General features: G+C 69.1%; 16 protein-coding genes. 9 read left to right on the top strand and 7 right to left on the bottom strand.

Going from position 1 to position 22,642, the window contains the following annotated elements; translation table 11 throughout:
• Positions 1-15: 15 nt before the first annotated feature.
• Entirely contained in the window at positions 16-2,067 is a 2,052-nt protein-coding gene (locus ACZ4UU_RS18425; RefSeq protein WP_468040958.1) for a phosphocholine-specific phospholipase C, read from the bottom strand.
• Between the two features lie 162 nt (positions 2,068-2,229).
• Between ACZ4UU_RS18425 and ACZ4UU_RS18420 the strand changes: the two genes are divergently transcribed.
• Both ACZ4UU_RS18420 and ACZ4UU_RS18415 read left to right on the top strand, forming a co-directional pair.
• On the top strand, positions 2,230-3,528 hold the full coding sequence (locus ACZ4UU_RS18420) for an MFS transporter (protein WP_468040957.1): 1,299 nt from the start codon (positions 2,230-2,232) through the stop codon (positions 3,526-3,528).
• Positions 3,529-3,547: 19 nt separating this feature from the next.
• Entirely contained in the window at positions 3,548-4,123 is a 576-nt protein-coding gene (locus tag ACZ4UU_RS18415; protein ID WP_468040955.1) for a hypothetical protein, read from the top strand.
• Between the two features lie 54 nt (positions 4,124-4,177).
• Here ACZ4UU_RS18415 and ACZ4UU_RS18410 read toward each other — a convergent pair whose 3' ends face one another.
• Positions 4,178-5,215 carry a LacI family DNA-binding transcriptional regulator gene (locus tag ACZ4UU_RS18410; RefSeq protein WP_468040954.1) on the bottom strand — a complete coding sequence of 346 codons (1,038 nt, stop codon included), beginning with the start codon at positions 5,213-5,215 and terminating at the stop codon, positions 4,178-4,180.
• Positions 5,216-5,385: 170 nt separating this feature from the next.
• Here ACZ4UU_RS18410 and ACZ4UU_RS18405 point away from each other — a divergent pair, with 170 nt between their 5' ends.
• From ACZ4UU_RS18405 to ACZ4UU_RS18390, 4 genes are all read left to right on the top strand, one after another.
• Positions 5,386-6,399 (top strand): sugar ABC transporter substrate-binding protein, encoded by a 1,014-nt coding sequence (locus ACZ4UU_RS18405; RefSeq protein ID WP_468040953.1) that lies wholly within the window; start codon positions 5,386-5,388, stop codon positions 6,397-6,399.
• 4 nt (positions 6,400-6,403) lie between these two features.
• On the top strand, positions 6,404-7,264 hold the full coding sequence (locus tag ACZ4UU_RS18400) for a sugar phosphate isomerase/epimerase family protein (RefSeq protein WP_468040951.1): 861 nt from the start codon (positions 6,404-6,406) through the stop codon (positions 7,262-7,264).
• A gap of 132 nt (positions 7,265-7,396) precedes the next feature.
• Positions 7,397-8,593 carry a Gfo/Idh/MocA family protein gene (locus ACZ4UU_RS18395; protein WP_468040950.1) on the top strand — a complete coding sequence of 399 codons (1,197 nt, stop codon included), beginning with the start codon at positions 7,397-7,399 and terminating at the stop codon, positions 8,591-8,593.
• A 26-nt stretch (positions 8,594-8,619) separates the two neighbouring features.
• On the top strand, positions 8,620-9,618 hold the full coding sequence (locus tag ACZ4UU_RS18390) for a sugar phosphate isomerase/epimerase family protein (protein ID WP_468040948.1): 999 nt from the start codon (positions 8,620-8,622) through the stop codon (positions 9,616-9,618).
• 93 nt (positions 9,619-9,711) lie between these two features.
• On the opposite strand, the gene ACZ4UU_RS18385 is transcribed toward ACZ4UU_RS18390, so the two are convergent.
• The 5 genes from ACZ4UU_RS18385 to ACZ4UU_RS18365 all read right to left on the bottom strand — a co-directional run bounded on the left by ACZ4UU_RS18385 (position 9,712) and on the right by ACZ4UU_RS18365 (position 17,296).
• Entirely contained in the window at positions 9,712-11,838 is a 2,127-nt protein-coding gene (locus tag ACZ4UU_RS18385) for a glycoside hydrolase family 2 protein (protein ID WP_468040947.1), read from the bottom strand.
• 163 nt (positions 11,839-12,001) lie between these two features.
• Positions 12,002-14,038 (bottom strand): beta-galactosidase, encoded by a 2,037-nt coding sequence (locus tag ACZ4UU_RS18380; protein ID WP_468040945.1) that lies wholly within the window; start codon positions 14,036-14,038, stop codon positions 12,002-12,004.
• 44 nt (positions 14,039-14,082) lie between these two features.
• On the bottom strand, positions 14,083-14,970 hold the full coding sequence (locus ACZ4UU_RS18375; protein WP_468040944.1) for a carbohydrate ABC transporter permease: 888 nt from the start codon (positions 14,968-14,970) through the stop codon (positions 14,083-14,085).
• Entirely contained in the window at positions 14,967-15,989 is a 1,023-nt protein-coding gene (locus ACZ4UU_RS18370; RefSeq protein WP_468040942.1) for a carbohydrate ABC transporter permease, read from the bottom strand. The genes ACZ4UU_RS18375 and ACZ4UU_RS18370 overlap by 4 nt, the downstream gene beginning before the upstream one ends.
• Positions 15,986-17,296 (bottom strand): ABC transporter substrate-binding protein, encoded by a 1,311-nt coding sequence (locus tag ACZ4UU_RS18365; protein ID WP_468040941.1) that lies wholly within the window; start codon positions 17,294-17,296, stop codon positions 15,986-15,988. The genes ACZ4UU_RS18370 and ACZ4UU_RS18365 overlap by 4 nt, the downstream gene beginning before the upstream one ends.
• Before the next feature lie 494 nt (positions 17,297-17,790).
• Here ACZ4UU_RS18365 and ACZ4UU_RS18360 point away from each other — a divergent pair, with 494 nt between their 5' ends.
• The 3 genes from ACZ4UU_RS18360 (at position 17,791) to ACZ4UU_RS18350 (ending at position 22,589) form a co-directional block, all read left to right on the top strand.
• The gene (locus ACZ4UU_RS18360; protein WP_468040940.1) at positions 17,791-18,855 is read left to right on the top strand and encodes a LacI family DNA-binding transcriptional regulator; all 1,065 of its coding nucleotides are present in this window, start codon (positions 17,791-17,793) and stop codon (positions 18,853-18,855) included.
• Between the two features lie 266 nt (positions 18,856-19,121).
• Entirely contained in the window at positions 19,122-21,179 is a 2,058-nt protein-coding gene (locus tag ACZ4UU_RS18355) for an RICIN domain-containing protein (RefSeq protein ID WP_468040938.1), read from the top strand.
• A 111-nt stretch (positions 21,180-21,290) separates the two neighbouring features.
• Positions 21,291-22,589: a sensor histidine kinase gene (locus ACZ4UU_RS18350; protein WP_468040936.1), complete on the top strand. Its 1,299-nt coding sequence runs from the start codon at positions 21,291-21,293 to the stop codon at positions 22,587-22,589.
• The last annotated feature ends 53 nt before the right edge of the window (positions 22,590-22,642 follow it).

The following is a 22,642-nucleotide window of genomic DNA, read 5'->3' as shown; positions in this document are numbered from 1 at the left end:
CGGCTCCGAACCGGGCTAGTCCGTGATGATCGCCGGGTCGCTCACGCCCGGCCGCCCGTTCTCTACATGCCCGGCGAACCGCCGCAGGAACGCCGGGTCGGTGTCGGCGGTGACGGTCAGGTCGTACCAGCGCCGGCTCCCCGCGAGGTCGACCGTCCGGCACACCGTGGCGCCGGGCCGCACGGTCACCGTCCTGGCGCGGCCGCCGTACCCGTTGGCGATCCGCAGGCGGACGGTCGCCGTTCCCTTGTTGGTGAGGGTCAGCTCGACGTCGTCCCCGGTGTGCCGCGCGGTGACCTCGGGACCGGCCGTCTTGTTCGAGCCCTTGAACCAGCGCACGAAGCCGCCGGGGCCGTGCACGGTCAGATCGTACGAGCCGTTCGAGTAGGCCGAGTTCCAGGTGTCCGCGATGCTCTTGCCGGCCTCGGTGGTGTACGTCCAGGGGCCGTCGGTGCGGTTGCCGGAGGTGACGTGGAAGGCGGCACCGGCCTTGGCGCCGGAGGCGAAGGCCAGCGTGAACCTTCCGGCCGCGGCGTCGACGGAGCCGTCCACGTGCGGGGTGTACTTGAGCGGCCGGGTCGGGCGCAGGCCGCGCTCCTGGCGGGGCATGTCGGGGTCGGCCGGCGGGGTCGGCCTGTAGTCGGGGTGCCGCTCGCGGTCCGGCGGCTCGTACTCGTCCGTCCCCGGCAGCGCTGCGGGGCGACTGTCCGTGCGGGAGAAGTCGAAGGCCGAGGTCAGGTCGCCGCAGATGGCCCGGCGCCAGGGGGAGATGTTGGTCTCCTTCACCCCGAAGCGGCGTTCCATGAAGCGCAGGATCGAGGTGTGGTCGAGCGTCTCGGAGCAGACGTAACCACCCTTGCTCCACGGTGAGACGACCAGCATCGGCACCCGCGGGCCGAGGCCGTAGGGGCCGGCCGGGCGGCTGCTGTCGCCCTTGTAGAGGTCGAGCGAGACGTCGACCGTGGACCTGCCCCGGGAGGCGTCCTTCGGTGGCAGCGGCGGCACCACGTGGTCGAAGAAGCCGTCGTTCTCGTCGTAGGTGATGAACAGGGCCGTCTTCGACCAGACCTCCGGGTCGGCGGTGAGGGCGTCCAGGACCTGGGCGATGTACCAGGCGCCGTAGTTGGACGGCCAGTTGGAGTGTTCGGAGAAGGCCTCGGGGGCGGCGATCCAGGAGATCCGCGGCAGCTTGCCGGCCTTGACGTCGGCCTTCAGCCGGTCGAAGTAGCCTTCGCCGCTCTTGGCGTCGGTGCCCGTGCGGGCCTTGTCGTACCAGGGGTCGCCGGGCTTGGCGTTGCGGTACTTGTTGAAGTACAGCAGCGAGTTGTCGCCGTAGTTGCCGCGGTAGGCGTCCTGGATCCAGCCCCAGGAGCCGGCCGCGTCCAGGCCGTCGCCGATGTCCTGGTAGATCTTCCAGGAGACGCCCGCCTGCTCAAGGCGCTCGGGGTAGGTCGTCCAGTCGTAGCCGAGCTCGTCGTTGCCGAGGACCGGGCCGCCGCCGGTGCCGTCGTTCCCGGTGTAGCCCGTCCACATGTAGTAGCGGTTCGGGTCGGTGGAGCCGATGAAGGAGCAGTGGTAGGCGTCGCAGACGGTGAACGCGTCGGCGAGGGCGTAGTGGAACGGGATGTCCTCACGGGTCAGGTACGCCATGGTCGTGGTGCCCTTGGCGGGGATCCACTGGTCGTACTTGCCGCCGTTGTAGGCCTGCTGGCCGTCGGTCCAGCCGTGCGGGAGGCCCTCCAGGAACTGCATACCCAGGTCGTCGGCGTCCGGGTGGAACGGCAGGACGTCCTTGCCGCCGTTCGACTGGTGCCAGATCGTCCTGCCGTCGTCGTGCTGCACCGGGCGCGGGTCGCCGAAGCCGCGGACGCCGCGCAGCTTGCCGAAGTAGTGGTCGAAGGAACGGTTCTCCTGCATCAGGACGACGATGTGCTCGACATCCTCGATGGACCCCGTGCGGCGGTTCGCCGGGATGGCGGCGGCCCGCTGGATGCTGCTGGACAGAGCCGTGAACGCCGTGGTCGTGCCCGCGAGTTGAAGGAATCTGCGGCGATTGACTTCGGGCATGAGTGGGGGACCTCTTCCCATCTAGGGTGGTTTGACCGGCCGACTGGTGACGGAAGCCGCGCGGAAGGAGTGTTCCAGGAGCACCAAACGTCAGGGAAGGGTCCGGTGGCGCTCGTGTGAAAGTCGTCGGTACGGGAGGTGTGCCGTGACTCGGGTGCGGGGATGGTCGCGATCATGACAGAGACGACGCGCACGGATTCCCCGCCGACCTCACGGCCCGTACGCCAGCTCCTCGCCGCCTCGGTCGGCAACGCCGTGGAGTGGTACGACTGGTACGCCTACACCTTCCTCGCCACCTATATCGCGGCCGAGGTCTTCCCGAAGAGCGCGGACAACTCCCTGGTGCCGCTGCTCTCGACGTTCGCGGTCTTCGCGGTGGGCTTCTTCATGCGGCCGGTGGGCGGGCTGCTGATGGGCGCCATCGCGGACCGCCGCGGCCGGCGCTCCGCCCTGACGGTCACCATCCTGCTGATGGGCGGCAGCAGCCTGCTGGTCGGCCTGACCCCGACCTACGAGACGGTGGGCGTCCTCGCCCCGGTGATCCTGGTGGTGGCCCGCCTCCTCCAAGGACTTTCGGTGGGCGGCGAGTTCGCGGCGTCCACGACGTTCCTGGTGGAGTCGGCGGGGCCGGGCCGGCGCGGGCTGTTCTCCAGCTTCCAGTACGTGTCGACGACCGCCGGACAGCTCGTGGCGTCCGGTATCGCGACGCTGCTGGTGGACACCTTGAGCGACGGGCAGATGAACGGCTGGGGCTGGCGGGTGCCCTTCGTCCTCGGTGCCGTGCTCAGCCTGGTCGGCTTCTGGATCCGGCGGGGCGCCGAGGAGACCAGGAGCGCCGAGCAGCAACAGGCCCCGCGCCCGGGCCTGTTGGAGGCGCTGCGTCGCCATCCCCGCCAGTCCCTGCTGATCTGCGGCATCACCGCGGGCGGCACGATCGCGTACTACACCTGGACGTCGTACCTGCCGACGTACGCCGAACTCAACGCGGGCATCGAGAAGTCGGACGCGCTGCTCGCGGGCACCATCTCACTGGCCTTCTTCGGTCTGCTCCAGCCCATCGGCGGTCTCCTCTCCGACCGCTTCGGCCGCCGCCCCCTCCTGCTCTTCTTCGGCCTCGGCTTCACCCTCCTCACCGTCCCGCTGCTGCACACTCTGCACGACTCGTTCGTGACGCTGCTGTTCGTTCAGTGCGCGGGCATGGTGCTGCTGACCGGGTTCACCTCGATCAGCGCGGCCGTCAACGCCGAGCTGTTCCCGCCGCGGGTACGTGCGGCAGGCATCGGGTTCCCCTACTCGCTGACGGTCGCGGTGTTCGGCGGTACGGCGCCGTACGTCGGCACGCTGTTCAAGGAGCTGGGCCACGCGGACCTGTTCCCCTGGTACGTCGCCGTCCTGTGCCTGGGCTCCTCACTGGTGTATCTGCGTCTTCCGGAGACCGCGCACAAGCCGCTGCAACGATGAGAACTGGCAGGATGACCGTGTGGCGACAACCCAGGTGACTACGTATGTACGGATAGCCGAAGTCCTCACCGACCTCGGAATGATCACTCAGGACAAGGCCCACAGGGTCCTGGAGGAGGCCGCCTCCTACGCGAGAGAGCCGATCAGGAGACGCCACGAAGTCGCCGACGCCCTCGAATCGTTCGGCGTGGCCGTGGCCATCCACTCCGAGGACGTCGACTTCGCCGACGAGCACTACGAGTGGCTCCTGAACGAGGCCGCGGCCCTCACCGGCGGAAAGGTCACCGTCTCCGGCTACCGCTTCGAGAAGGCCCGCCCCGAAGACGAGGACTGCGGCCTGGGCACGATGCACTTCACCTGCAACGGCAAGCCGCTCTCCTTCGGCGTCGAGCAGGAGTCGAACGACTACCTCGACATGGGAGCGGCACAGGAGGCCGTCGAAGCGCTCAGCCCCGACGGCGACCCCAGGGACTTCCGCTGCGTCGAGCAGGAAGGCCCGCACTTCGACGACGACTACATGGTCCTGGCCACGGCCGAGCAGCGTGAAGGTCTCCTGCGGCACCTGGGCATCGCGTTCGGACCGCCGCTGGGATGAGCCGAGCACGACGTCGCCCCGTCGGCTTTCACGCGGGCACCCCCGGGTCCTGGATCAGCCCTCGCACGGCTCGGCGATGGTGCCGCGTACGACGAGCTGCGGGGTGAGGACCACCTCGCGGGGCTCGGCGCGGTCCTGGTCCAGGCGCTCCACCGCCGCGGCGACCGCGTACCGGGCCTGTTCCCGCGCCTCCTGGCTGACCGTGGTCAGGTTGAAGCAGCTCAGGCGGGACAGCGTGTCGTCGTCGTAGCCGGCCACGGACACCTGGCCGGGCACGGCCACTCCGGCGCGCTGGAGGGCGGTGAGAACACCGATGGCGCACTGGTCGTTGTAGGCGACGACGGCGGTGGGCAGGTCGCCGGAGTCGAGGAGCTGGCGGGCGGCTCGTTCGCCGGCCTCCTCGGTGTTGTCCCCGCGCAGGACCCTGATGTGCGCGTCCAGGCCGTGCCGGCGCATGACCGTGCGGTACCCGCGGCGCCGGTCCGTGGCGATCACGCCCTTGCCGCCGTCGACGTAGGCGATGGCGCGGTGGCCGAGGCCCACCATGTGGTCGACGATCTGGCCGACCCCTTCGTCGTCCGCGCTGCGCACGACGTCCAGCTCCCCGTCGGCGATCCGGCGGCCGACGACGATGACGGGGGCCTTGCCGTCGAGTGCGGCGAGCGTGTCGGCGGGGGCGGTCGGGCCGAGCAGGATCAGGGCCTCGCTGCGGAAGGCGAGCAGCGTCTCGACGGCGGTGTGCTCGTCGCGGGTGCGGGTCAGGGTGCTCAGGACGAGGTCGTAGCCGACCTCCTCGGCGGCCGTGTGCAGATGCTCGACGAGTTCGGCGTGGAAGGGGCTGTGCACGTTGACCATGACACCGAGCAGCCGGCTGCGGCGGCTGGCCAGGGTGCTGGCGGTCCGGTCCACCTGGTAACCGATCTCGGCGGCCGCCTTGAGCACCCGCTGCCGGGTGCGCTCGCTGGGGCCGGGCACGCCGCGCAGCACGAGGGACACGGACGCGGTGGACAGGCCCACGCGGGCCGCCACGTCCTCCAGCCGGGGGCGCTTGCCGGCGCCACCGCGCCGACGCCCGGAATCGACATCGGCCACGTGAACCTCCCCGGCAATCCGTTGGCGCAACACCCTTGACACGCCCGTGAAACCGGACTGATAGTACCAGCACTTAAAGCGCTTTAAAAGGTTCGGTTGTTCCGACAAAGCCGACGACTCCCGCCTCCCGGTCGGTCCACGCCCCCCTCGCACAGTGAGGTGCAATCCGCATGAACCGCACACCCCTCCCCCGCTCCCGCAGACTCGCCCCCGCCGTGGCCGCCGCGACCGCACTGGTCCTCGCCGGCTGTTCCAGCAGCTCAGGCGGCAAGAAGGCCGAGGACGCCGGCGGCGGCGCCGCCGCCGGCAAGGCCACCACGCCCCGCATGACGATCGCGATGGTCACCCACGCGCCCTCCGGCGACACCTTCTGGGACACCATCCGCAAGGGCGCCGAGACCGCCGCCGCCAAGGACAACGTCCAGTTGATCTACTCGAACGACGAGACCGCCGCCGACCAGGCCAACCTGGTCCAGAACGCGATCGACCAGAAGGTCGACGGCATCGCCGTCACCCTCGCCAAGCCCGACGCCCTGAAGGACGTCGTCGCCAAGGCCGTCAAGGCCGGCATCCCGGTCATCGGCTTCAACGCCGGCATGTCCGACTGGAAGAAGCAGGGCCTGCTGTCCTTCTTCGGTCAGGACGAGTCCGTCTCCGGCGAGGCGCTGGGCACCAAGCTCAACACCACCGGCACCCGGCACGCCCTGTGCGTGGTCCAGGTCCAGGGCGCAGTCAACCTTGAGCAGCGCTGTGCCGGTGTGGAGAAGGGCTTCAAGGGCAAGACCACCAAGCTGTACGTCAACGGCGCCGACATGCCGTCCGTGAAGTCGACGATCACCGCCAAGCTCAAGCAGGACTCCTCCATCGACCAGGTGGTCACGCTCGCCGCCCCGATCGCGCTGACCGCCGCGCAGTCGGTCGACGAGACGGGCAGCGAGGCGAAGATCGCCACCTTCGACCTCAACAAGGAGCTGATCTCGGCCATCGAGGACGGCTCGATCGAGTTCGCCGTCGACCAGCAGCCCTACCTGCAGGGCTACCTGGCGGTCGACTCCCTGTGGCTCTACAAGAACAACGGCAACTACAGCGGTGGCGGTGAGGCGCCGATCCTGACGGGTCCGGCGTTCGTCGACAAGTCCAACGTCGACACCATCAGCGCGTTCGCCTCGAAGGGCACCCGGTGACGACATGAGGATCGCACTCGACCCTTACATGATCCGCAGTGTGCCGCTGCTCGAACTCCCGCCCGTGGTGGCCGAATTGGGCTATGAGTGGATCGAGCTCTCCCCCAGGGAGGACTTCATCCCCTTCTTCCGCCACCCGCGCGTCGACGACGCCACCGTGCGCAGGTTCCGCAAGGCGCTGGACTCGGCGGGCGTCGGCATCTCCTCCCTGCTCCCGCTGTTCCGCTGGTCCGGCCCGGACGAAGACGCCCGGCAGGCCGCCGTACGGTACTGGAAGCGCTCGATCCAGATCGCCGCGGATCTCGGGGTGGACAGCATCGTCTCGGAGTTCAACGGCCGCCCTGAGGAACCCGACCGCAGCGAGGCGCAGTTCTGGAAGTCGATGGACGAGTTGCTGCCACTGTTCGAGCGCGAGGGCATCCGTCTCGCCCTGGAGCCGCACCCGGACGACTTCGTCGAGAACGGCCACGACGCGGTCAACCTGATCCGGGGCATCAACCACCCGGGCGTCAGCTTCCTCTACTGCGCCCCGCACACCTTCCACATCGGCAACGACGCCCCCGGCATCATCAAGCACGCGGGTGACCTGCTCACCCACGTCCACCTCGCCGACGCCTTCGACCACACCGCGTCCTCCGGCAACCGGTACATCCTCAACCCGCCCGGCACCCCGGCCCGCGTCCACCAGCACCTCGACATGGGTGAGGGCGAGGTCGACTTCGACGAGCTCTTCCGCGAACTGCAGGCGCTCGGCTTCGACGGCACGCTCACGGCGTGCGTGTTCGCCTGGGAGGAGCGGGCGCAGGAGTCGTCCGTCCTCATGCGCGAGAAGATCGTCGAGTATCTGGCCGCGTGGCCGTCCTGAGGTCCTGACGGGCGCGGTGAGCACCGGGCCGTCGCCGCGCGGGCCGTCCGCCCGTCACCTCATTTTTAAAGCGCTCCAAATCCTCCTCTGAATCCTCCTCTGAATCCTTTGCCGCAAAGGAAAGGCATCCCGATGACCAGTTCCAACCGCCCCCTCTCCGTCGCGGTGATCGGAGCCGGCATGGCCGGCCGCAGTCACGCCGCCGGATACCGCAACGTCAACACCGTGTTCGGGGCCGGTCTTCCGCCGGTCCGGCTGGCCGCCGTCGCCGATGCCAACGTCGCGCTCGGGCAGGACGCGGCTCGCCGTTACGGGTTCGAGAAGGCGCTCCCGAGCTGGGAGGCCGTCGTCGAGGACCCGACGATCGACGCCGTCAGCATCGTCGTGGGCAACGCTCTGCACCGCACGATCGCCGAGGCGCTGGTCGCCGCCGGCAAGCATGTGCTGTGCGAGAAGCCGCTGGCCGGGTCGATGGAGGACGCCCGTGCGATGGCCGAGTTGGAGCGCACCGCCGAGGTCGTCACCGCCGTCGGCTACACCTTCCGCCGCGCTCCCGGAATCGCCGCGATCCGTGAGCATGTGCGTGGCGGTGAGCTGGGTGACCTGACCCTGTTCAGCGGGCGCTACTGGTGCGACTACGCCACCGACCCGAACGGGCCGCTGAGCTGGCGGTTCAAGGGCGGCCCCGGTTCGGGGGCGCTTGGTGACGTCGGCTCGCACGTCATCGACGCCGCCGAGTACGTCGCCGGGCCCATCGCCTCGGTGTCCGGTGCCGCGCTGTCGACACAGATCACCAAGCGGCCGCTGCCGCTGGGCGCGGTGGTCGGCCACAACTCGGTTCCCGTCTCGGACGAGTTCGGCGAGGTGGAGAACGAGGACACCGCCACGTTCACCGCCCGCTTCGAGTCCGGGCTGGTCGGCACCTTCTCGGTGACGCGCACCGGCTTCGGCCTGCCCAACGGGCTCGCCTTCGACGTCCTGGGCGTCGGCGGCCGGGCCGCGTTCGACCAGCACCGGCCCGCCGAGTACCTCTTCGACGACGCTCAGCCGGATGCCCGTACGCGGGGCGCCCGGCAGATCATCGCCGGACCGCAGATGCCGTACTTCGCGGGCGGTGTCCCGATGGAGGCGCCGGGTGTGGGCGCCGCCAACGGCGACAACTTCACCTACCAGGCACGGGCGTTCCTCGACCAGGTCGCGGGCGTCGCCGAGCCGCTGCCGGCCTGCGCCACGTTCGCCGACGCGCTGCGCACGATGGAGATCATCCAGGCCGTCGTCGAGTCCTCCCGCAACGACGGCGCCGCCGTCGCGGTCCCGCCCGTCGCCTGACCCCCCGCACGGAAGGAATACGACTCATGGCTCTCAAGCTCGGCGCCTACACCGCCTGTCTGCACGACCGCACCCTCACCGAGGCCCTCGACATCCTCAAGGACAACGGGCTGACCTCGGTCGAGGTCAACACCGGCGGCTTCATCCCCTCCCCGCACTGCCCGGTCGACCTGCTGCTGTCCTCGGCCGAGGCACGCGAGGAGTACCTGGCGACCTTCGCCGACCGCGGCATGGAACTGACCGGCCTCAACTGCAACGGCAACCCGCTCAACCCGCTTCCCGGGGTGGGCCCGAAGCACGCCGACGACCTGCGCCGCACGATCCGCCTCGCGGGCCTGCTCGGCGTCAAGCATGTCGTCACCATGTCCGGCACCCCGGGCTCCGACCCGGACGCCAAGTACCCCTCCTGGGTCGTGAACCCGTGGGACGGCGTGTACATGGACGTCCTGGACTACCAGTGGGGCGTGGCCGTCGAGTTCTGGAAGGAGATCGACGCCCTCGCCCGGGAGCACGACGTCCGGGTCGCCATCGAGATGCACCCGCACAACGTGGTCTTCTCCCCCGTCACGCTCAAGCGCCTCGTCGACGAGGGCGGTCTGACCAACGTCGGCGCGGAGATGGACCCGTCCCACCTGATGTGGCAGGGCATGGACGTCATCGCGTCCGTCAAGTGGCTGGGCCCGCTGGTGTTCCACGCCGCCGCGAAGGACGCTGTCCTCTGTCCCGGCGCCGACATCCGGGGCGTGCTGGACACGTCGTTCACCCGCGTGCCCGCCGACGCCGACGACAGGGTCCCCACCGGCTACGGCTTCTGGTGCAACGCCTGGCCCGACAATCCGGCCTGGAAGTTCGTCGCCGTCGGCCTCGGCAACGACGTCCCGTTCTGGACCGACTTCCTGCGTGCCCTCGCCGACGTCGACCCCGACATGGCCGTGAACATCGAGCACGAGGACGCGGCCTACTCCCGGGCGGAGGGCCTCGCCCTGGCCGCGAAGAACCTGCACAGCGCGGCGGCGTCGCTCTGACCTCCCTCTGGCGTCGCCGTACCCACTCCTGTTCTACGGCGACGCCTGCCGCGGCGTAGGCCCACCCGCACACCTGGGTCGAGACCGAGGTTCTCAGCCGAGCGTCCAGTTGACGGTGTCGGTGTGGGTGGAGCCGTTGATGGTCGCGGTCACCACCACCGTGTTCAGCCCCGGCCTCAGGGTGACACCCGTCCACCGGAACATGCGGTCGTTGCTGGTCACGGTTCCCAGAGAGGTGCCGTTGAGGGTGGCGGTGACGCTACCGGCGTTGGAGTAGACCTTGAGCTCGGTGGCGGCGTCGGTGCGCTGGGTCCAGCGACGGCTGGTGATGTAGAGGGTCGGAGTGTCGGCCCAGTTGGCCTTGTACCAGTAGAAGGCGTCCTTGCGGATCTGCCGGTCGCGGGTGACCAGACCCTTGTCGTTGATTCCGGGCCGGTCCCCTTCGTTGCGGCCGTCGGAGGCGAAGTCGAACATGGCCCAGACGAACGTGCCCCAGATGTAGGGACGGTCGGCGAGTTGCTTCCAGGCCGCCTCGTGGAACAGCGACTGGTACTCCTCGGGGTGCCAGGATCCCCCCGGAGCCGGCTTCGGCGGGTTGAGGGCGTGCTGGGTGGTGCTGGCACCGACGCCGTACTCCGACATCGCGATCCTGCGAGAGGGCGAGTTCGCGTGCAGGTTGTCGGCCCATGCTCCGAGGTCGTTGTCCTTGGAGCCGTAGTACCAGCCGTAGTACTTGTTGAAGCCCGTCGTCTGCGTGTGCAGGCCCGCCTGCGCGTTGTCGGGGTCCTCGCCGCGTACGGCGTAGGTGGAGAATCGGTCCGGGTCCTCGGCTTCGATGATGTCGGCCAGTGACGCGAGCAGCTTGTTCGCGGCGGTGCCGTTGTAGTCGAGGAGTTCGTTGCCGATGCCCCAGAAGGCGATCGACGGGTGGTTGTAGTTCTGCCGGATCAGTTCCCGCAGTTGGTTCTGGGTGCTGGTGGTGAAGGCGGCCGAGTCGGTGACGATGTCGACGAGGGGGATCTCCGCCCACACGACCATGCCGCGTTCGTCGGCGAGATTGTAGTCCTTCTGGTCGTGCTGGTAGTGCGCCATCCGGATGGCGTTGGCGCCGATCTCGCTGATGAGGTCGAAGTCCTGGGTGTGATCGGCGTCGGATATCGCCCAGCCCTTGCCGGCCCGGTCCTGGTGCAGGTTGACGCCGTGCAGGTGGAGGTGGCTGCCGTTGAGGCGGAAGCCTGTGTCGGCGTCGACGGCGATGGAGCGAAGACCGAGGCGTTCGGTCACCACGTCCGTGATCTTGTCCCCGCCCCCGGTGACGTCATGGATCTCGACGCTGGCGTTGTGGAGGTAGGGATCCGCCAGGCCGTTCCACAGGTGGGGGTTGTCGATGCGGAGGGTCTGCTGGATCTCCTTGCCGGTGGCCGCGGGGACGGTCTGCGCGGTGCCGGCGGCCTCCGCGACGATGGTCCCGCTCTGGTCGGCGATGACGCTGCGCACGACCACCGATCTGGTGGTGTTGCTGTCGTTCCACAGCTTCGTCGTCACGGTCACCGTGGCCGACGCCGCGGTGACATTGCTCTGGCGCAGGTAGATTCCAGGGCCCGCGTAGTCCGTCATCCGCACGTGAAGGTCGTCGACGGCCCACAGGCTCACATTGCGGTAGATGCCGCCCTGGAAGCTGTAGTCCGCGCCCACCGGGGCGATGTCGGTGTCGCGGGCGTTGGTCACCTTCACCGCGATCACGTTGTCCCCGCCCGGGACGAGCACGGCCGTGACGTCGAACCTGAACCGGGAGTACCCGCCCTTGTGCTGCCCGAGGTACGTGCCGTTGACCCAGACGTCGGCGACCTGGTTGACCCCGGCGAACTGCAGGTACAGCCGCTTCCCGGCCAGTTCGGACGGCACGGTGTAGTGGCGGCGGTACCAGCCCACTCCGCGGTAGTAGTTGTTGCCGCCGTCGGCACCGTCGGCGGCGTTCCAGGTGTGGGGCGTGTTGACCGACGTCCATCCGGAGTCATTGAATGCGGGCGCCTGCGCGCCTGCGACGTCCGATCTGATGAATCGCCACCCGTTGTTGAGGTGGATCCAGACACGGGGATCGGGTGCGGTGTACGTCGTGGCGGCGGACGCGGAACCGGCAAGCGGAATCCCGGCCAGCGAGGCCAGCACTCCCGCAGCCGCCCCGCCGAGCACCTGTCGGCGGCTGGGCGAACCTGTCATGTCAGAACTCACTTCCGTGGAGTCGGAGCAGGAAATTCCGTTGGCGCGGCGCTGTGCCTACGCCCGTGGCGGGCCGGGCGGCACCCGGATCGGGCTGACGGCCCGCCTCAAGCAACCGAGAGAAGTGACTCGGTCCCACCTCGCTGGGGCAACCCCGGATGTCTCATCCACCACTCGGTTCGCGCGTCGCCTCGCGGACGACTGCGACGCCTCCCTCGGGGACGGTGACGGAGCCCACGACCGGTTTGCCGGTGAGGAGTTCGACCCCTTCGGCGGGGACCTCCGCGCCGTGGCCGGCGTGGTCGATCAGGAAGAGGTAGTCGGCCTCCGCGCCCCGCCGCCTCACCACCTCCACTCCGGCTGGTGCGTCGTGCTCCGGGCGCACTCCGGCCTCCTCGCGGATGCGCTCAAGGACGGCGTCCAGAGTGGCGGTGTCCGGGTGGGTGGCGAGGTACCAGGCGGTGCCGCTGCCGTACGCGTGGCGGGTGATCGCCGGGACGCCGGCCAGCGGTCCGTCCGCGTACGTGGCTACGGCATCCGCTCCGGTGAGCCGGAGGCGTTCGGTCCACAGGTCGGCGGTCGCGTCCTGCGGGACCTGGCCGCCCAGGCCGACCGACTGTCCGGGCAGCAGGGGGAACGGCTCGTCGCCGTGCACCCCGAGGACCTTCCGGAACGCGCCCGGGTAACCGCCCAGGCGTACATGGCAGTTCTCGTCCACCGCACCGCTGTGGAAGCCCACGGCGAGGGTGCCGCCGTGCTCGACGAACGCCGCAAGGTTGCTCGCTCCCGCGTCGTCGACCAGGTACAGGCTGGGGGCCAGGACGAGCCGGTAGCGGTCGAGGTCCGGGCTGTCGGGACGTACGAAGTCGACCGCCACGCCGGCCTTCCACAGCGGTGTGTACCAGTCCCTCACCAGGTCCTGGAAGCGGAGTTCGCTGCTGGGCTGGGAGGGCAGCTCCATGGCCCAGCGGGCGTTCCAGTCCCAGACGATGGCGACCTTGGCGGGGCTGGTGCTGCCGCCTACTTCGGCGAGGGCCCGCAGATCGGCGCCGAGCCGCACGACGTCCTGCCAGATCTGGCTGTCGGTGCCCGCGTGCGGAAGCATCGCCGAGTGCCACTGCTCGGCGCCCGCCTTCGCGGCGCGCCACTGGAAGTAGGCGATGCCGTCGGCGCCGTGCGCGACGTGGGCGAGTGCGTTGCGGCGCATCTCGCCGGGCCGCTTGGCCCGGTTGACGGGCTGCCAGTTGATGGCTCCCGTGGAGTGTTCCATCAGCAGCCAGGGCCGCCCGTCGGCCAGGGAGCGGACCAGGTCGCCGCAGAGCGCGATGTCGATCTCCGACTCCGGGTCTGTGGCGAGCAGGTAGTGGTCGTTGGAGACGATGTCCAGCTCGGGAGCCCAGCGCCAGTAGTCCATGGCGTCGAAGTTGTGCATCACCATGAAGTTGGTGGTGGCGGGGATGTGAGGGGCGGCTCGGCGGAGCTCGTCGCGTTCGGCGGTGAACAGCGACAGCAGTTCGTCCGAGCAGAAGCGGCGCCAGTCCAGCCGGTGGGTCGGGTTGGGGTCGGCGCCGGTGGCGCGGGGCGGGATGATCTCCTCCCAGTCGTAGTACCACTGGCTCCAGAAGGTGGTGCCCCAGGCGTGGTTGAGCGCGTCCAGGTCGTTGCCGTACTTCGCCTTCAGCCAGCGCCGGAAGGCAACCGCGCTGGTGTCGCAGAAGCACTCCGCGTTGTGGCAGCCGTACTCGTTGTGGACGTGCCACATCGCGACGGCCGGGTGGTCGGCGTACCGCTCGGCCAGCGCACCCGCGATACGCAGCGCGGCCGTGCGGTAGGCCGGGCTGGACGGGCAGAAGGTCTGGCGGCTGCCGTACGACAGCGTGCGGCCGTCGCGGTCGACCGGCAGTGCCTCCGGGTGGGCCCGGAAGAACCAGGCGGGCGGGCAGGCCGTGGGGGTGGCAAGGTCGGCGGCGATGCCGTTCTCGTGGAGGAGGTCGAGGATCTTGTCCATGCGGGAGAAGTCGTAGACGCCCTCCGCGGGCTCCAACAGGGCCCACGAGAAGATGCCGACGCTGACCATGGTCACCCCGGCCTCGCGCATCAGGGCCATGTCCTCGGCCCACACCTCCTCGGGCCACTGCTCGGGGTTGTAGTCGCCGCCGTAGGCGATTCCGGGCAGGCGGAGACGGCGTTCGGTGGTCACTGGTGGTACTCCGGGAGGTGTGGGGAACGAGTGGGAGGCGTGCTTCAGCCCTTGTTGGCGCCCAGCGTGAGACCGCTGACGAACTGGCGCTGGAGCAGGAAGTAGACGATCAGGGTGGGGATCGCGGTGAGCAGGGCGCCGGCGGCGACCAGGTTGGGGTCGGTGAAGTACTGGCCGGAGAGGTTGTTCAGGGCCGAGGTGATCGGCATGTTCTCGCCGGTGGAGATCAGGACGATGGCCCAGAAGAAGTCGTTGTAGATCCAGATGGACAGCAACGTGGCCAGGGCGGCCATCGCCGGCTTGCACAGCGGCAGCACGATCTGCCAGTACAGGCGCCACACCGAGGCTCCGTCGACCAGTGCGGCCTCGGTCAGCTCGTGCGGCAGCGAGCGCATGTAGTTGGCCAGCACGAACGCGCAGAAGCCGGACTGGAACGCCACGTGGATCAGCACCAGGCCCAGCGCCGAGTCGTACAGCTTGCCGCTCATGGTGATGCCGGGCAGGTCGATGAGCAGGTACAGCCGGTACAGCGGGGTGATGATGACCTGCTGCGGGAGCAGGTTGCCGGCCGTGAACACCAGGAGCAGGAAGAGGTTGACCCGGAAGTCGAAGCGGCTGACGTAGAAGGCCACACACGACGACAGGAACAGCGTCAGCAGCACCGCCGGGATCGCCACCAGCAGCGTGTTCCCGAAGTAGTGCAGCATGTCCGACTGTTCGAACGCGTTGGTGAAGTTGTCGAGGCTCAGCTTGTCGGGCCAGGACACGTAGCCCTTGGTGCTGGTCTCGGCGTACGGCCGCATCGCCGCGTACATCGCCCACAGCAGGGGCGCCAGCCAGGCCAGCGCGGCACCGGCGAGGAAGAGGTGCAGCAGGATCCGGGCGGGGCGGACGGGGGTGCGCTGCTTTCCGAGCGCGCTCACGGTGCTCATGCGCGCCGCTCCTTCCGGAAGGTCGCGATCAGGTACGGGATGATCACGGCGAGCGAGATCAACAGCAGGACCACGGCGATCGCCGAGCCGTATCCGATCCGGCTGGACTCGCCGATGATGTTGTTGGTGACCAGGATCGACAGCAGTTCCGTGCCCTCGGCGCCCTTGTTGAAGACGAAGACCAGGTCGAAGGCGCGCAGCGCCTCGATGATCGTCACGACCAGGACGATGGTGTTGGTGGGGCGCAGGGTGGGGAAGATGACGTTCCTGAACGTCTGCCACTCGTTTGCGCCGTCCAGCGAGGACGCCTCCCGCAGGGCCGGGTCGACGCCCTTCAGACCCGCCAGGTACAGGATCATCATGTAGCCGGTGTGCCGCCAGGAGGCGGCGATGAGCACGGACCACAGATTGAGGTCCGGGTCACCGATCCAGTCGATGTAGTGGCCGGGCTCGTTCGCACCGATGATGCTGTTGATCAGGCCGGTGTCGGGGTTGTAGACGAGCTGCCAGACGAACCCGATGACCGCCATCGACAGCACGACGGGCAGGAAGAACGCGGTCTGGTACACCTTGCTGAACCGGATCTTCTTGTCCAGCTGCACGGCCAGGAACAGGCCCAGCGGAGTCGGGATCAGGATGAGCACGACGAACCAGACGACGTTGTGCTCGACCGCCGGCCAGAACTGCGGGTTGTTGGTGAACAGCTCCTTGAAGTTGTCCAGGCCGACCCACTTGATGGAGTCGAAGCCGATGCCGTCCCAGGTGGTGAAGGCCAGCGCGATCGAGGCGAGAGCGGTGAGCCAGACGAGCATGACGTGCAGGATCGTCGGCACCCCGGCCATCAGGCCGAGCGTGGTGCGGTCCCGTCGGGTGAGCAGCCGTCGGTGGCCCAAGGGGGCCCGCGGCCGCTTGGTCTGATTCTTGGTCACATTCTTCGGGTTGCCCGGGGGCGGCACTTCGGCCGCCCCCGGGGTGCTGGTGGTGCCGGTCCCGGTACCGGTGTTCGTGGTGGCGGTCATGCGGACGCGAAGATCGTCTTCTTCTGGCGCTCGATCGACGTCAGCAGGCTGTCGACGCCCTTGGGGTCACGGACGAACTTCTGCAGGGCCGGCTGCATCACCGTGGAGGTGAAGTCCGGGCGGCTGTCGCGGTCCATGAACTGGGTGAGGTGCTTGGCGCCGGCGATCGTCGCGTACGCCTTCTTCTGCAGCGCGGTGTACGAGGAGGTGTCGGCCTTGTTGGACGCCGCGACCAGGCTCGAGTCGGACTTCAGGTAGATCTCCTCGGCCTCCGGGGTGCCCAGGAACTCCAGGAGCTTGAGCGCGCCGGCCTTGTTCTTCGGAGCCTTGGAGAGCATGAAGCCGTCGGTGGGGGCCTCGACGGTGTCCTGCCCGTGCGCGGAGTCGATCTCCGGGAAGGGGAAGAAGTCGAGGTCGTCCAGGTCGGCCTTGTTCGTGAACTGCTGCGCCACGAAGCTGCCGAACAGGTACATGCCCGCCTTCTTCGAGATCAGCGTCTGGGCCGCGTCCTGCCAGGTGCGGCCGACCGCGCCCTCCTGGTGGTAGGGGAGGATCTCGGCCCAGTGGTCGAAGGCGGTGCGGACCTTGGCATCCGTCCAGGACGCCTTGCCGGCCATCAGCTCGACGTGGAAGTCGTAGCCGTTGGTACGGAAGTTGATCTGGTCGAAGGTGCCGAGCGCGGGCCAGGCGTCCTTGTCGCCGAAGGCGAACGGGATCAGGCCGTCCTTCTTCATCTGCTTGCACAGGGCGACGAGTTGGTCCCAGGTGGTGGGGACCTCGTAGCCGTACTTCTTGAAGACGCTCTTGCGGTAGAAGACGCCCCAGAGGGACGTGGAGATCGGCACGAAGTAGTACTTGCCGTCCGCGCCCTTGCTGAGCGCCTTCATCGCCTCGGGGAAGTTGCCGCCGATCTTCTGCCACACGTCGTCGATCGGGGAGGCCAGGCCCTTGGCCGCGAAGAACTGCATGCGGTAGCCGGCGAACCAGTTGAACACGTCGTCCGGGGTGCCCTGGAGGTAGGAGTTGATCTGCTCCTGGAACGTGTTGTGGTCCTTGGTGTTCACGTCGACCGTGATCCCGGACTGCTTCGTGAACGCCGCGTAGATCTCGGCGAACGCCTTCTTCGGCACCGCGTCCGACGCGTTCGACCCGAGGCTGACGGTCTTCGGGTCGGATGCCGTGCCGCTGCCGCCGCAGGCGCTGAGCAGCGGTACGCCGGCGCCGAGGACGGCTGCGCCACCAATACCGCGCAGGACGGTGCGGCGGCTGGCGGCAGGCATGGGCCGACCGAGGGAGGAAGAGTGCATTTCGGCTCCTGACAGGGCGGCCGTGCCCAGGCGGCACGTCGGCCCGCGGGGTGTGACGGGGAAGCGGTCGCCCACGCGACCAAGACTCAACACGATCGAACAAATCCGACCGGCGGTTGCGAGGAAGACTGAACGCTCCAGGGAGTCGCTGTCAAGCCCCTTCGACCCGAGCTCAGGGCTGACCGTACATGTCGGCAGGACGGCCGGCCTACCGCCGGAGGGGAACGACGACCGCGTTCCGCGAGCGGGACCGAGAGCGCGATTGTGCCGCTTGACCAGCAAATATACTCGCCGTACGTGCCCTTCTCACGGCGGCTGCGACCCCCTTCGCCGACCGGCCACCCTCCGACGAACCCGCATCCGCCCATCGGAATCGATACCGCCGGAACACTTGACGTACAGCTGTCGGCTACGTAGACATGACCACGCGGTCAGACCGCGTGGTCATACAGTTGACCTCCTTCTATGCAGACGTACGGCCGTCGGGAGACTTCATGGCAGCAGTGGTGGGACGGAGCGAGGGCTCCGCTGTGCCGCGCAGCGCGGACGTGGCCCGCCTGGCCGGGGTGTCACGCAAGACGGTGTCCCGGGTCCTCAACAACGAGCCGTATGTCTCCGAGGAGGCCCGCACAAAGGTCCTCGCAGCCGCTGAAGAACTCGGCTACCGGCTGAACCAGGCGGCCAGGACACTGGTCTCCGGGCGTACCGGCTCGATCGGCGTGGTCGCCCTGGGCACCGCCGGGTACGGGACCGCTTCACTGCTCGTGCACGTCGAGCGGGCCGTGCGCGACGCGGGTTACGCGCTCCGGGTGGTCAACACGCCGGACGGCGATCCCGTGGGCATCGCGGGGGCGGTGGAGTCGCTGCTCGAGCAAGGGGTGGACGGCGTCATCGTCTCCGAACCCATCGTGGAAGGGGACGTCAGCGTCCGCGTCGACGTTCCCGTCCTCTTCCTGGGGGCACCGCCCGCTTTCACCGCCACCCGCACCGTGACCATGGGTGTGGGCGCACACGAACTGGCGCGGGCGGCGACCGAGCATCTGCTGGACCTGGGTCACGCGACCGTCCATCACCTCGCCGGCCCGCGGCGCTGGTACGCCACCAAGGACCGCATCGAGGGTTGGCGGGCGGCACTGGCGGCGCGTGGCGCGCACGAGCCGCCTCTGCTCAACGGTGACTGGTCGCCCGCCTCCGGGTATGCGGCGGGTCGCGAACTGGCCTCGGACAGCTCGGTGACCGCGGTGTTCGCGGCGGGTGACGAGATGGCCATCGGCCTGATCCACGCCCTGCGTGAAGCAGGGCGTCGGGTGCCGGAGGAGATCAGTGTCGTCGGGTTCGACGGCAACCCGGTCTTCGCCTACGTCTCTCCGCCGCTGACCACCGTGCGTCAGCCCTTCGACGCCGCGGCGCGGCAGGGAGTCGGACTGCTCGTCCACGCCATCGAGAAGCCGGACACGGAACTGCCGCCGGCGATCGAGCCACCGGTCGAGCTCGTCGTCCGCGGCTCGACCGCACCGCCACCGTCCCACAAGGGCCAGAGCCCTTTGCACACCGCCTGAGCACCGCCCCGAGCAACCGGCCGACGCGGGGAACACGCCGCACGCACCGCGGCACCCCGCGCCCAACGGCCATCGATCCCGCAGCCGTCCCACCCCAGGGCTACCGCGCCGCCGTCCCATCACACGGCCGCTGACCATGCCCTTTTGTCGCGAGGTCACCCGGCCCTGCCGCCGACCGACCCGCCCCTGAACCCCGCCGCCCCCACCTGGTCATCCGGGGGCGGCGGGCCCGTAGAAAGAACCACGCCCCGCCATCGGAGCCGCACATGTCCCCCGCACGAACAGGCGCCAGACCCGGCGCCGCTCCGCGTTCCGTCCCCGCCACTCTCCTGTTCCTGCTGCTGGCCCTGGCCGTCGCGGCAGCGACGCTGGTCCTGCCCGGCGCGGGCAGGGCGGACGCCCTCTCCCGCCCCGCCCAGACGCTCTACACCCCGCCCTCCGACGCCCTCTCCCCCGGAAGCTACTACCCGCGGGCGATGCGCCTGCAGCACAACGGCTCGGCCAACGGCACCCTGCTCGCCACGTTCGAGCAGTACCGCGTGGACATGCCCGTCTTCCCGATCTACCGCAGCACCGACAACGGCGTTTCCTGGACGAAGCTCTCCGAGGTCGCCGACACCCAGAACGGCTGGGGCATGCGCTGGCAGCCCGAGCTCTTCGAACTCCCCAAGGCGATGGGCGACTTCCCCGCCGGGACCATCCTGGCCGCCGGTGACTCGGTGCCCTACGACCGGTCCGGCAGCAAGATCGACCTGTACGCCAGCACCGACCGCGGTCAGAGCTGGACCTTCGTCACCAACATCGCCACCGGCGGTAAAGCCACTGACGTGAACGGCAACACCCCCGTGTGGGAACCGTTCTTCCTGGTCTCCGGCGACAAGCTCATCGTCTACTACTCCGACCAGCGCGACCCCGACCACGGGCAGAAGATCGTCCACCAGGTCTCCACGGACGTCCGCAACTGGGGCCCGGTCGTGGACGACGTGGCGATGCCCACCTACAGCCAGCGCCCCGGCATGCCGACCGTCGCCAGGATGCCCAACGGCAAATACATCATGACGTACGAGTTCGGCGGTTCCGCCGCGGGCAACTTCGCCGTCCACTACAAGATCTCCTCCGACCCGGAGGCGTTCGACTCCGTCACCGGCATCCCGCTGCGCACCACCGACGGCCTGGTTCCCCAGGGCACGCCCTACATCACCTGGCTGCCCACCGGCGGCCCCAACGGAACCCTCGTCACCACCGCCCACAGCAGCGACGACCTGTTCGTCAACACGCAGAACGGCGCCGCGGACACCTGGACGCGGATGCCCTCCAACGTCGGTGGCGGCTACAGCCGGGGTCTGCTTCCGCTGGCCGATGGCCACAGTCTGATGGTGTTCAGCGCGGGCTTCGGCGGCGACAACCGCCGCAACCCGGTCACGTACAGCACGGTCGACTTCGGCGGCAGCATCTCCGATGGCGCCACCTACACCATGACCAACGCGAACAGCGCCCTGAACCTCACCATCGCGGGCGGCTCCACCACCAACGGCACCACCGCCACCCAGCAGAGCCCCACCACCTCCACCAACCAGCAGTGGCGCTTCGAGCAGCAGTCCTCGGGCTACTTCAAGATCTTCAACGGCGCCAGCGGCAAGGTCCTCGGCGTCCAGAACCAGTCCACCGCCGACGGCGCAACCGTCCTGCAGTGGGATGACAACGGCACCCTCGACCACGAGTGGGCCATCGCACCCCACCCGGCCGGCGGGTACAGCATCACCAACCGCATCAGCGGCAAGTTCCTCGAAATCCCCAGCGCCTCCACCACCGTCGGCACCGCCGCCGTGCAGTGGAGCGGGACCACCTGCGGCTGCCAGCGCTGGAACCTCACCCAGACCGCCCTGCCGCCCCTGGGCACCGGCCAGTACGTCCTGGTGAACAAGAACAGCGGCAAGTACCTCGACATCCCGAACGGCTCCACCACCGCCGGCACCGCCGCGGGCCAGTGGCAGAACACGTTCTGCGCCTGCCAGCTCTTCACCTTCCAGTCCGCCGGCAGCGGCGCCTGGAACATCAAGAACGCCAAGAGCAACCTCAACCTGGACATCCAAGGCTCCTCCAGTGCCGCGGGCGCGGCCATCGTCCAGAACACCGCCTCCAGCGCCGACTCCCAGAAGTGGACCCTCACCGACGCGGGCGGCGGCTACTTCAAACTCCGGAACGTGAACAGCACCCTCGTCGCCGGAGTCGCCCAGTCCTCCACCGCCAACGGGGCAGCAGTCATCCAGTGGGGCAGTGCCAGCCTCGACGACCAGCTCTGGAAGATCGTCCGCGTCAACTGACAGCTCCCACCATGCCATGACCAGGCGCGGGAACCGCCGGCGAAGCGGTTCCCGCGCCTGCCGTCCGTGCCGGCCGACCGGCCGCGGCGCGGCCGACCGCTCCTCTCTACAGTGACCGATGTGAACCTCCTGCCTGCGACGGACGACATCCCCACGACGCGGACCCGTCGGCAGGGCTGTCTGCGTGCGGTGGGTTTCACCACGCTGGTCCTGCTGGCCGCCGCGGACGTGCTCATCGCCGTCGCCAACGGCAAGATCCTCTGGCCGGTGCTCCTGCCCCTGTCGCTCGGGCTCGCGGCCGTCCTGTGGCCCTCCGCCCGGCGGCCCGCGTGGCTCACCCCCCAGCTGCGGGCCGAGGTACCAGCAGGCGCTTCCCTGGCGTTGACCGCCGTGGCCGCGACGACCGAGCCCGTGCGGACACTCGGCCCCGGTGAAGTGGCGGTGCTGCTCTGCCTGTTGTTGATCGCCGTCCGTACCTGCTCACCACGGTCGGCGTTGCTGTGCGCCGTCCTCACGGGCGGGGCAACCGTTGTGCTGCCGCTGCGCTTCCACGATGTCATCGCCAAGGAAGACGCGCTGCTGTTCGCGCTGCCGTTGGCGCTGCTGACCGGTGTTTTCGCCGGCCTCGGCGGCTATCTGCGCTCCCTGGACCACGGACGCGGCGTCGCGGTCGCCGAGACCCGCCGCTCCGAGCGCCTCGCCATGGCGGCCGACCTGCACGACTTCGTCGCCCACCATGTCACCGGCATCCTGGTCCAGACGCAGATGGCCCGCATGATGGTCGGCAGCGAACCAGATCGCCTGGACCCGGTCCTGGCGGGAATCGAGCACGCGGCGACCGAGGCGCTCGCCTCCATGCGGCTGACCGTCGGTATCCTGCGCGGTGGCCCGCAGGGCACGGCCCGGCTGGAGCCGGGCGAGAGCCGCCCGGTGGGGGACCTGACAGCCCTCGCGGAGCTGGTCGACCGATTCGGCGGTCCGACCGGCTCGAAGGCCGAACTGCACCGCGACGCCTCAGTGCCTTCGGATCTGCCCCACGAGGTGCAGGCCGCCGCCTACCGTGTCGTCCAGGAAGCCCTCACGAACGTACGGCGCCACGCCGCCGACGCCACCGAAGTCACCGTCGCCCTCGCTCACGCCGACGACACCTTGCGCGTGACGGTGCGCGACAACGGCCGCGCAGGCGCCCCGATGCCGTACGCCGCCCGCGGCGGAGGCTTCGGCATCGTCGGCCTCACCGAACGCGTCACCGCACTCGGCGGCACACTGCGCACCGGCCCACGCAAGGACCACGGCTGGGAGGTCATGGCCCTCCTCCCCGCCGTGAGACCAGCGGACCCCGGCAGGGCCGGGCATCGCGAAGGGCGCCGCCAACTCCCGCAGTCCACCCGCTCCCCGGCACCGGACTGAGGTCTGACCGCCGGGGCTGCCGCTCCGCTCCGCCCCACTCGACGTGAAGATGA

It is taken from the genome of Streptomyces sp. NPDC028907, assembly GCF_055564995.1.
Note: the sequence above shows the minus strand (reverse complement) of the source record. Positions and strands in the feature narration are given on the sequence as shown.

Coding starts and splice junctions, on each gene's coding strand:
- ACZ4UU_RS18375 (WP_468040944.1), bottom strand. CDS start 14,970: ATGAGCACCGTGAGCGCGCTCGGAAAGCAGCGCACCCCCGTCCGCCCC.
- ACZ4UU_RS18355 (WP_468040938.1), top strand. CDS start 19,122: ATGTCCCCCGCACGAACAGGCGCCAGACCCGGCGCCGCTCCGCGTTCC.
- ACZ4UU_RS18390 (WP_468040948.1), top strand. CDS start 8,620: ATGGCTCTCAAGCTCGGCGCCTACACCGCCTGTCTGCACGACCGCACC.
- ACZ4UU_RS18365 (WP_468040941.1), bottom strand. CDS start 17,296: ATGCACTCTTCCTCCCTCGGTCGGCCCATGCCTGCCGCCAGCCGCCGC.
- ACZ4UU_RS18400 (WP_468040951.1), top strand. CDS start 6,404: ATGAGGATCGCACTCGACCCTTACATGATCCGCAGTGTGCCGCTGCTC.
- ACZ4UU_RS18370 (WP_468040942.1), bottom strand. CDS start 15,989: ATGACCGCCACCACGAACACCGGTACCGGGACCGGCACCACCAGCACC.
- ACZ4UU_RS18420 (WP_468040957.1), top strand. CDS start 2,230: ATGGTCGCGATCATGACAGAGACGACGCGCACGGATTCCCCGCCGACC.
- ACZ4UU_RS18395 (WP_468040950.1), top strand. CDS start 7,397: ATGACCAGTTCCAACCGCCCCCTCTCCGTCGCGGTGATCGGAGCCGGC.
- ACZ4UU_RS18385 (WP_468040947.1), bottom strand. CDS start 11,838: ATGACAGGTTCGCCCAGCCGCCGACAGGTGCTCGGCGGGGCGGCTGCG.
- ACZ4UU_RS18405 (WP_468040953.1), top strand. CDS start 5,386: ATGAACCGCACACCCCTCCCCCGCTCCCGCAGACTCGCCCCCGCCGTG.
- ACZ4UU_RS18425 (WP_468040958.1), bottom strand. CDS start 2,067: ATGCCCGAAGTCAATCGCCGCAGATTCCTTCAACTCGCGGGCACGACC.
- ACZ4UU_RS18360 (WP_468040940.1), top strand. CDS start 17,791: ATGGCAGCAGTGGTGGGACGGAGCGAGGGCTCCGCTGTGCCGCGCAGC.